Origin of the sequence: Prevotella sp. MGM1 (assembly GCF_002933775.1) — a bacterium.
GTDB lineage: Bacteria > Bacteroidota > Bacteroidia > Bacteroidales > Bacteroidaceae > Prevotella.
Window position 1 is genome coordinate 1 of sequence record NZ_BEWV01000164.1, and the last position, 791, is coordinate 791.

Genomic DNA, 791 nt, shown 5'->3' on the forward strand with positions numbered 1-791 from the left:
TGATAGAGGTGAGCCGTGTGGCGATGAGCGACACGGCCACCGTGCTTCACGTATATGCCAGGTTTACCCCGAAAAACTGGATAAGTATAGCCAAGACGGCAGCGCTCACCGACAACAACGGCCGCAAGTATGCCTGTCTGGGCGGCGACGGCATCACTCCCGGCGAAAAACTATGGATGCCGGAGAGCGGCGAGGCCGAGTTCAGGCTCATCTTCGAGCCTGTCGACCCGAAGGCGGCGACGGTGACGTTTACCGAGGATGAGGGGAAAGGCGGTTGGACAATCTGCGGCATACGGTTGGACGGTGCCCGGACGTTGCCCGCTCCCGAACTGCCGGCCGCTTTCGCCGCATGTAATTATAAGGTCGACAGGAAGACCGCCCTGCCCGAACCGCTGTCTGCCTATGGCGTGGCGACGGTGAAGCTCCGTCTGCTCGACTATTCACCCGCGCTGGGCAGTAGGGTATCCTACAATCAGTGCAGCATATTCCGTGAGGTGAACACCGTTCCGCGCAGTATTGATGTGCCCGCCGATGGCACGTTGTCTTTCTCCCTGCCCGTGGCCGGTACCACCGCGGTGAGTATTTACATGCTGCTTGAAAATCCGGTCATAGTCTTTGTCGAGCCGGGAAAGACCACCGAGGTGTGTGTCAACCTGCGCGAATATGCGCGCCGCGAGTCGGTGTTTCATAAGGACGACAAGCCCTGCGGACTGCCGATATATGTCAAAGGGCCGCTGGCCGACGTGGCTCAGGAGTATGCCTGCCATGCCGGCGGGGCACAGTTGGAGGAC

At 60.1% G+C, this 791-nt stretch carries 1 pseudogene; it reads left to right on the top strand.

The window, feature by feature from the left end:
* A pseudogene (locus MoGM_RS13015) lies at nt 1-791 on the top strand (TlpA family protein disulfide reductase); the annotation flags it as partial.